The 1,594-nt window shown below is 69.3% G+C and carries 2 protein-coding genes; one reads left to right on the forward strand and one right to left on the reverse strand.

Annotation, left to right across the window (positions count from 1 at the left end):
* A partial coding sequence (locus tag BI327_RS40640) for a TonB-dependent receptor domain-containing protein (protein WP_143271804.1) occupies window positions 1-785 on the forward strand: 785 nt, incomplete at its 5' end.
* Here the strand turns inward: BI327_RS40640 and BI327_RS40645 are convergent.
* On the reverse strand, window positions 775-1,594 hold an 820-nt coding region (locus BI327_RS40645; RefSeq protein ID WP_076867237.1), incomplete at its 5' end, for a LysR substrate-binding domain-containing protein. The genes BI327_RS40640 and BI327_RS40645 overlap by 11 nt on opposite strands.

Genomic DNA, 1,594 nt, shown 5'->3' on the forward strand with positions numbered 1-1,594 from the left:
CGTCGGCCTGGGCCACGCGGAACGCCGTCGGCCTGGGCCACGCGGAACGCTTCCCGGACTACTGGGAGCTGTTCTCGCCGAAGCAGGGGCCCGACGGCTCGGTCAACGCGTTCCGCGGCGTCAAGCCCGAGAAGACGACGCAGATCGATTTCGGCGCGCAGTACAAGACCGAGACCCTGGATGCCTGGCTGTCCGGCTACGCCGGCTATGTCGACGACTTCATCCTGTTCGACTACGCCAAGAGCCGCATGGGGGGCATGGGCGGCATGCATGGCGGCCATGGCGGACACGGCAGCTCGACGCAGGCCGCCAACATCGACGCCCGCATCGCCGGCGGCGAGCTGGGGCTGTCCTACCAGGCGGCGCCGCGCTGGAAGCTGGGCGCGACGCTGGCCTACGCCTGGGGCCAGAACCGCAGCGACGGCCGCGCCTTGCCGCAGATGCCGCCGCTGGAAGCCAAGCTCAGCGCGGCCTATGACGACGGCACCTGGTCGGCCGGCGCGCTGTGGCGGCTGGTGGCGGCGCAGCGCCGCTATGCCCTGAACCAGGGCAACGTGGTCGGCAAGGACTTCGGCCCCAGCGCCGGATTCGGCGTGTTCTCGCTGAACGGCGGCTACGCGGTCAGCAAGCAGGTCAAGCTGTCGCTGGGCGTGGACAACCTGTTCAACAAGACCTACGCCGAGCACCTGAACCTGGCGGGCGACGCCGGCTTCGGCTTTGCCGCCAACACGGCCTTCAACGAACCCGGGCGCACCTTCTGGGCGCGCCTGAGCTTCAAGTACTGAGCGCCGTCCGGATCCGCTTGAGATCCCGTTCCAGCTCGATGCGCATCGCTTTCAGCAACGCCCGCGCGTTTTCCGAAAGCGGTGTGCCGGGCCGGAACACCAGCAGGCAGGCAAAGCCGATGTCCAGTTCCAGCGGCTTGATGGTCAGCCCGCGCGCCAGGTAGTCCAGCGCCATGACCGGATGCACCAGGCCGATGCCGACGCCATGCAGGGCGAACTCGCAGACGGAATTGGAATAGGGCGTCTCCAGCACCGGCCGCAATGCCAGGCCCTGGTCGTGCAGCGCCGTCTCCAGGCGCCGGCGGCTGGCGTCCTCGGGGTTGAGCGCGATGAAGGCGTGCTCGGTCAGGTCGCGCAGCGTGATGCGTGGCCGCGCCGCCAGCGGATGGCGGCTGTGCATGGCGATCACGCCCGGCAGCCGCAGGAACTCCGAGTGTTCCAGGCCCGCCACCGACAGCTCGTCGGCCATCAGGCCGAAGTSGAGTTGCCCGGCCGTGACCTGCTGCAGCACCTCGCGCGAGCTCATGATCTGGAACGACATCTGGATGCGGCGGTCCTGCAGGCCGAAGGCGGCAATGGCGCGCGGCATGAAGCCGGTGCCCAGCGCCGGCAGCGAACCGACCGCCAGGCGCCCGACGCCGAACGATTTCAGGCTGCGGATGCGGTGCTCGATCAGCTCGAAGCCGGCGAAGCAGCGGTCCACTTCCTCCATCAGCGCGCCGGCCTCCTGGGTCGGCACCASCCGGCCGCGCACGCGCTCGAACAGGCGCAGTTCCGACGAGGTTTCCAGCTTGCGGATGGCCTGGCTC

The organism is Bradyrhizobium mercantei, from assembly GCF_001982635.1.
In the GTDB taxonomy this organism is placed as follows: domain Bacteria; phylum Pseudomonadota; class Alphaproteobacteria; order Rhizobiales; family Xanthobacteraceae; genus Bradyrhizobium; species Bradyrhizobium mercantei.